This window comes from uncultured Gimesia sp., from assembly GCF_937919775.1.
Taxonomy (GTDB): Bacteria; Planctomycetota; Planctomycetia; order Planctomycetales; family Planctomycetaceae; genus Gimesia.
Window position 1 is genome coordinate 1 of sequence record NZ_CALFPF010000204.1, and the last position, 6,844, is coordinate 6,844.

General features: G+C 47.1%; 5 protein-coding genes. All 5 read right to left on the bottom strand.

From position 1 onward, the window contains the following. A partial coding sequence (locus Q0294_RS05335) for a GNAT family N-acetyltransferase (protein ID WP_299461655.1) occupies positions 1-885 on the bottom strand: 885 nt, incomplete at its 3' end. Positions 886-1,047: 162 nt separating this feature from the next. Beyond that, positions 1,048-2,193, bottom strand: a complete 1,146-nt coding sequence (locus Q0294_RS05340; RefSeq protein ID WP_299461657.1) for a glycosyltransferase — start codon at positions 2,191-2,193, stop codon at positions 1,048-1,050. Positions 2,194-2,248: 55 nt separating this feature from the next. After that, on the bottom strand, positions 2,249-3,433 hold the full coding sequence (locus tag Q0294_RS05345) for a GNAT family N-acetyltransferase (RefSeq protein WP_299461659.1): 1,185 nt from the start codon (positions 3,431-3,433) through the stop codon (positions 2,249-2,251). Positions 3,434-3,474: 41 nt separating this feature from the next. Beyond that, the gene (locus Q0294_RS05350; RefSeq protein ID WP_299461661.1) at positions 3,475-4,983 is read right to left on the bottom strand and encodes an oligosaccharide flippase family protein; all 1,509 of its coding nucleotides are present in this window, start codon (positions 4,981-4,983) and stop codon (positions 3,475-3,477) included. A gap of 35 nt (positions 4,984-5,018) precedes the next feature. Next, on the bottom strand, positions 5,019-6,413 hold the full coding sequence (locus Q0294_RS05355; protein ID WP_299461663.1) for an O-antigen ligase family protein: 1,395 nt from the start codon (positions 6,411-6,413) through the stop codon (positions 5,019-5,021). Positions 6,414-6,844: the final 431 nt, after the last annotated feature.

Here is a 6,844-nt window from a genome sequence, read left to right on the forward strand (position 1 = left end):
GTAAGTGTCCGGGGTATCATGTTTAATTAAGTCATCCAGTGTCAGCAACAAGAGTGCTTCGCCGGGAGAAGTGCTTGCATAATTCAGGTCGAACCCGATTTCCAGATCACGATAGACCCCTTTGTGCTGATAACCGACTTTGAAGGCAACTGGTTGATCATCTTTCATCAGTAAGTAAGAACGAAGCGAGCCGTTGAGTGCCAGAAATGTCATTTCTTCGAGTTCTTTTTCATCGTTTTTAATTCTGAGCCCCAGTCGCTGTGTTTGCCAGGTATTCAGTGATATCTGGTGCGCTGCTTCCAGGAAATCGGCAACCTGATCGGGCTCGGTAACGCGAATCAATCGCATTTCACTATTTTGCCGTAAACGTTTTCGCTGCTTGATTCTTGATTTTGGCCGAAATTGTTTCCAGTAATCTGCCGGGTTTTCCGGAAAATGAATCAAACTGCGGTTTTGTAATCCGGTATTTGAATAAATTAAGAAACGATTTTCGCAGCCGGGAATTGCTTTGTTGAGTGGTTGATTGATGAGCAAATCTTCCAGCAACAGGAATTCTGCCTTTTGATCCTCGCAAAATGACAATGCCGATGTCAGCAAATGTTTCAGGAGATTTTCATCCTGTTGATAATCCTGCTCTAAGAGAAAACGGTTTCCACATAAATAGTACCCTTGAAGTAATCGGGCGGGGCCCAGTGCTTTGAGGGCTTTTGTTTTTACTGTTTTAGGGAGCAGGATGCCTGCTGCAACCAGCTTTCCTTCTCTGCGGCATTGCATCAGATGTCCCGGAAATTGCGAGTACAATTCCTGGAAAATGGGAATTAAACGAATCACATGATCCGGGTGCTGATCGAGATTGGAATTCTGATCATTTTGAAACAGTTGCATCCAACTCTGATACAATTCAGAGACCGATTGCAATTGGGCGCTCTGCAATTGGAAAAATTCGATCCGCACGTCATTGCAAGGTTGTTGCAATTCAGAGGATTCAAATTGCTGATTGTTCGGAACATCGAGATGTTCAGTGTTCAGTTTGGTTTTCATGGCTTTTCATTTTGAGGGCTGAAATAAAACATCGAGATAAAGATTTTCATACTCTTTGATCATGGATCGAATATTAAAGTGCTGCTCGACCCTGGCTCGGGCCTGTTGTCCCATTTGTTGCCAGTCGGCTTGCTGATCACACATCTGGATGATGGCTGCAGCTAACTTCGCTGGATTGGCAGAAGGAACCAGGAGACCTGTATTCGGTTCTTGTACGATTTCAGGGTTGCCTCCCACGGAAGTGGTGACAACCGGCAGGCCTACAGACATGGCTTCCAGAAGCGTGAGAGAAATCCCTTCCGTCAGCGAGGAGGAAACATAGAATCCTGCCTGGCTGAGTAACTGGGGGATGTCGTTGCGTTCTCCCAAAAACTGTAAGTGAGATTCTAATTGCAGTGCGGCTGATTTCTGCTCGAGTCGTTCCCGTTCAGGACCGTTTCCGACAATCATCAAACGGAAATGGGGAATCGTATTCACAACGATTTTCACCGCTTCGAGCATTGTCATCAGGTCTTTTTCGGGAGACAGTCTCGAAACCGTAATCGCCGTCATCGCATCAGCAGGGCCTGTAAAAATAAAGCGATCGACATCGATGCCGTTCCAGATACGAGTGATTTTTCTGTCAGGTAACCTGCCGATTTTTTTACAGCGTTCTCCGGTGTCATCGGAAACGGGCACAACGCGATTTGCGATGCGGCTGGCAATCGCAAATTGCAGTCGTTCGCTGAAAGTCTTGCCAAACCGTCTTCCATGACGAGTATGAATGATGGCCGGTATTTTTGCCCGATATGCTGCCAGACTGCCATAAAAATGAGGGAATGCATTATGCGTGTGCAGGAGATCATAGTTTCGCATGCTGAAAAAATTCGCCAGTTGACTGATGCGGGCAATCTTGCCGGGAGCGGTCAACGGAAATTCAATCACGTTACAGCCTAACTTTCGAATTTCTTCAGCGGGTTGTCCTGTTTCACCCAGCGCAATAAATTCCAGTTCGAATTGTTCCCGATTATGATAACGTGCAAAATCGACCAGCAACCTTTCCAAGCCTCCCGTGCATAACGTGAGACTCAGATGGCAAACGCGCAAACGCCTGCCACCGGTCAGGGTTTGAACGGAAGTATTTCTGTTAGCAAGAGCTTCAATAGTACTCATCGCAAAGTGTCCAAAAGGAAATTAAATATTGCTAACCTGTGTGTTGTTGTTCGAGTCATGATTCTGATTCGTGATTCGCTTTTTTTATCTGAGTCAGCATTTGTTTGATTTTTCGTAACGCGTTTAAAGCCGTGAATTTCCAGCGGGGACGTCGAATCTGAGTCCATGTCAAATAGGTGTGATGTGTACTCATCTTCTGCTTGTGATGGCTGTTTCCTGCCAGGAAATCATACGCATCGAAACCCCGTTTGAAGCATTCTTCGATACACAAGTAGTCAGCGATCACACCCGGGCTGAGTTTACCTTGATATTCGGCAGATCCACCCTGATAGCAGAGCACCCGATTGCGGTCGATCAGAACCTGCACACAGCCGATGACCTGTCCTTCGATTTTGACGCGAAACAGTCCCATCTGGCCGGTGGGAATCAGTTTCTGAATGAGCGTTTTATGAAAATTCGTAAAGCGGTTGCTCGCGTATGAGCCGGGTAACCCCTCTTTTTGCCAGCGCATCTGGTGCAGTGAAATCAGATCTGCGAAGATCGATTCAGCCTGCTCGAGATTTTCCGCCCACTCCGTTGTCAGGTTGCCATAGGACTTCATGTTTTTGCGTAAGTTTTTCCGTGTGGAATATCCAAAACCGGAAATCACATCCCGTTCTTCGTCCCGAATCAGTTTCAGATCGAAATAGTGGCTTTCGACTTTGCGTTCTGAAGTATCCTGTTGTGGGAGATCCCACGATTCCAGTTCTGCGCTGGCAAAACCGTCAAACAGCAGTGAATCCCATTCCTCGCTATTGGCAAGAGCGTCCAGCAGTGCGTTAATGAAAGCAGGTTGATCTTCCGGTTGAACCAGCAGTGCATTGTATTCGACACATACGCTGTCAGCCGCTGGTTCTCCCGCTGTCCCCAGATGTCGTGTCTTGATTAATAATGGACCGTCGTGTTGATCAGCGCCTTCGGTCAATAGACAAATTCCACAGGGAGTATCTCCTTTGTAAGCGACAGCAAAAGAGCAGGGGATCAGATCCTGATAATGGTCAATCCACGTCGATGTCCAGATGTGAGAACACATTAAGGGGATATTATCAAATTTCGTTTCCAGTGTTTTCCACAACTGCAGGCAGTATTCCGTCTGCTTGTGATCATAGACTTTAATCGTCAACGATAGGTCGTTGACGTCATTGGAACTCACCCCTGTGAGAGGATTCGATTGTTGGTTTTGAAAATAAATTGTCGTCATTAAATCACTCATAGTCTTAAATAAGTATCAATCACTAAAAATTATGTATTCAGAGATTTTGGTGCAGGACGGTGCAGAAGCACGGTTCCTTTTTCAATAATGAACCAGGTGCCAATCAGAAAGACTCCGCCTCCCGCGGCGACTCCCACTAATGTGAACCAGGAATTCTGAACTTCGATAAATTGCGGCAAGTAATAGGAATAGCCCAACAGCACGAGTAAGGGAGTCACAGTCGGCCCGATAGCCGTTCGCAGCAGTTGGCCTGCGGAGATATTCAGCTTTTTCATGGCATAAGGCAGGATGATTCCCAGTTCGGCAATCAGAATCGGAATTGCCGTTCCTAATGCCACACCAATCAACCCCAACGATTGAATCAGAATCAAAGACAGAATCAGATTGGCAATTGCCTCGCCCATGTAAATCAACGAGGGGATTTTGACATTTCCCATGCCATACAGGACAGAACGGAATGTGACGACAGGTAATGCCACAATACGTGCTCCCAATAAAATCATTAACAGCAAATGGCTTTGTGGATATCCGGGCCCAATCCAGGTTGTGATCAGAGTGTTGCCAAAGAAACAGACACCAATAAAAAATCCGGTTACCAGTAAAAACGACAGCGAGACCCCATTGAGAACCAGTTTTTGCAGCGCCTCGTGCTCTTCATTCGCATGCAATTCCCCTGCACGAGGCATGAATACTTTACCGATCTGAGAAATCGGCATATTGATGAACTGGGTCAGCCGTAATGCGATATAGTAGGGGACGATTGCAGCCGGGCTGAAGAAGATCCCAATCACAATCGAATCGGTTGCTTCAATCATTGTCCAGGCGATGGCGTCGATAAAAGCAAATCCGCTGAAAGATCCACATTCCTTGAGGATCGTCCAATCCATGTACTTGGGACCAATACGAAATGTTTTTACCTGTCGAAACGCGAAAAAGCACTGTCCCAGATTCTCGATCAGGGTGACCACGAAAAAGATCACGGCAATCGTGAGTAAACCCCATTCTGCTTTCAGGAAGAGGACCGTCAGGATTAAACGCAGGATGCCTCCTGTGAGATTGACGCCGCGTTCGATGTCGAAGCGTTGAATTCCCATCAACACACCACCGAATACACTGCCCGCCAGTCCGACGAAAACGTTCAGTCCGAGAATGAGAATGACGAGTCTGATTTCAAATAGCGAAATGGTTCCCCAGTCACTCAAGTGTGGGGCCAGCCAGGCGATGACTCCCGCTGTGATCAGCGCCAGGACACCCATTCCCAGATAGATGGCGAAAATGACATTGGAGATGTGGTTCAGCCGATTCCAGTCCTGTTTGGCATGATAGTGTGCCACATAACGACTGATGGTTTGACCGAATCCAAGATAGAGCAGACCGGAATAGCCGGCGATGGCATTGATGAAAATCCAGCTTCCGTATTGCGCATCACCCAGGATATGCAATACGTAAGGCATGAGAAAAATGCCGATCACCAGACTCACTCCATGATTGAGCCAGTTAGCAAATAGATTTGTTTTGATTGATCGACGTTGATTCATTTCCAGACTTTCAGTCTTATTTCTCTCGCTAAGGTTTAATTTGCGAAAATTCGTACAATAATAAAGAGTGCTATGAGCAAGCTGAGACTGACGCCGACAAGGCGAATCAGATGCTGTTTATTCCAATAGATCACAGGAGTCGGTTTTGCCAGACTGGCACCTGCCAGATTCAGATAGGCTGCTGAGACCCCGACAATCATATAGGTCGGAACGACATAACAGCGGGATAGCGACATCATTCCGCCACACCAGGCAGCCAGGATTGCCCCTGCATAAGGCAGGTAGCGTTCCAGTTCCGGATTTCGGAAGATCGGCCTGCCTTTGTTGGAACTCTGGAAACGTGCCAGACGATACAGCCCCAATCCGGCGAAAAAGAAACAGCCAATAAACAGGGTGCCGCCAAAGATTCCGAGTTCGGTAAAGGCATGCACATACGAGTTATGAGCTGCCAGACCAGCCAGATCGGAATAGGTTCCCTGACCAATTCCGAAAAACAGATCGGGAGATTTTAAAGCAGTCAAACCTTCGCGCCAGAGCATAATCCGGTCGTGACCGGTTCCGGAATTCAAATCGATATCCCCTTGACGTCCGGCAAGCACCGTCATTCCTGCCATGCCGACCAGTGCGCAGGCGATGGCCGCTTTTTTGCCGTACTTGGGTAATACAAAGACCATTCCCGCAATTCCCAGTGTCAACAGGCCGCCCCGCGATCGGGTGTAGATCAGACCGATTCCCAGAATGATCATGCTCACGATCCAGAGGAATCGTAGTGGGCTGGCAGAAGGATCGTTAAAAAAGAACAGGCAGAGAATCCCCGTCGTGACGATCAATACCGAAAGGTCGTTCGGGTCCTGGAAAATACCGGTACCTCGCATACGAAAGATGCGTACCTCTTCACCGGCATCAGAAACTCCGTCTCGGTCACTGATATGTTTGATGAACTCGAAATCAACAATGCCAGAATAATCGATCACACACAGCAGGATCATCAATGAAGCGGCAATGGCGACCGTTTTTAACAACCCTTTCAATCGTTGTGTTGAATCGATGATCGAAACCAGCAGAACGTAATACATGACTATTTTTAAGAAGGAGATGGTGGAAGTATGAATTCCATAAAAATACATGTGGGTAGCGTGGGATAAAGCGACTGCCAGCAGTATGCCCATTACACAGAAAGTAATCGGCTGGCGTTTGAGCATTGGAAGTTGCAGCGAGTGTTTAATCTGATCGAGTGAAAGGAAGAAAGATGACAAGATCAGCATTTCATAAATTGGAATATCTGCGATCGCCGGCATCAATTCCGCAGGTCTAAGGAATAATGTGATGTTGACCAACAAAAATAGATAGTAAGCGTTGTCCGGGGCAGAGGTGCCTCCCATGATGGAGAGCGGACGCGGGGGACGACGACGTTGTGCGCGAGCTGGCACTGGTGGGCGCGTACCTCGGCTCTGTGCCGTCATTTGTTGATGATCGGCTTCACAAACAGAGTCATGCGTGAGATTCGCTTCATTCGCCATTTAGGATCAGTGCTGTTAAAACAGACTTTCTACGTCAATCGCCTGGGCATACCGGATTCAAAGCCGATAACCCCCGAATTACTTTAAATGGGTACACTTTTCTAAAAGATAGATCAGGAACGGCGGTCATGTAGGCTGAATTAAGGGTTTCCGACTCATTCCAGGTCGTAATAATTGCTATAACCGGCATGAATCGTTTAGAACGGGGATTAAGAATTGATTTCTCTGCAACCGCGGCACGGATGATCAATTGAATCATTTTCTACATCCCGTTATCTTCTCTGTCCTCGTGTATACGAGCGACTAACCGAATTCCTGTTTCAACTATTGAGAAAATTGAT

Bases quoted from the DNA above. Each gene is read 5' to 3' on its own strand.
- Q0294_RS05345 (WP_299461659.1), bottom strand. From the start codon at position 3,433: ATGACGACAATTTATTTTCAAAACCAACAATCGAATCCTCTCACAGGG.
- Q0294_RS05340 (WP_299461657.1), bottom strand. From the start codon at position 2,193: ATGAGTACTATTGAAGCTCTTGCTAACAGAAATACTTCCGTTCAAACC.
- Q0294_RS05350 (WP_299461661.1), bottom strand. From the start codon at position 4,983: ATGAATCAACGTCGATCAATCAAAACAAATCTATTTGCTAACTGGCTC.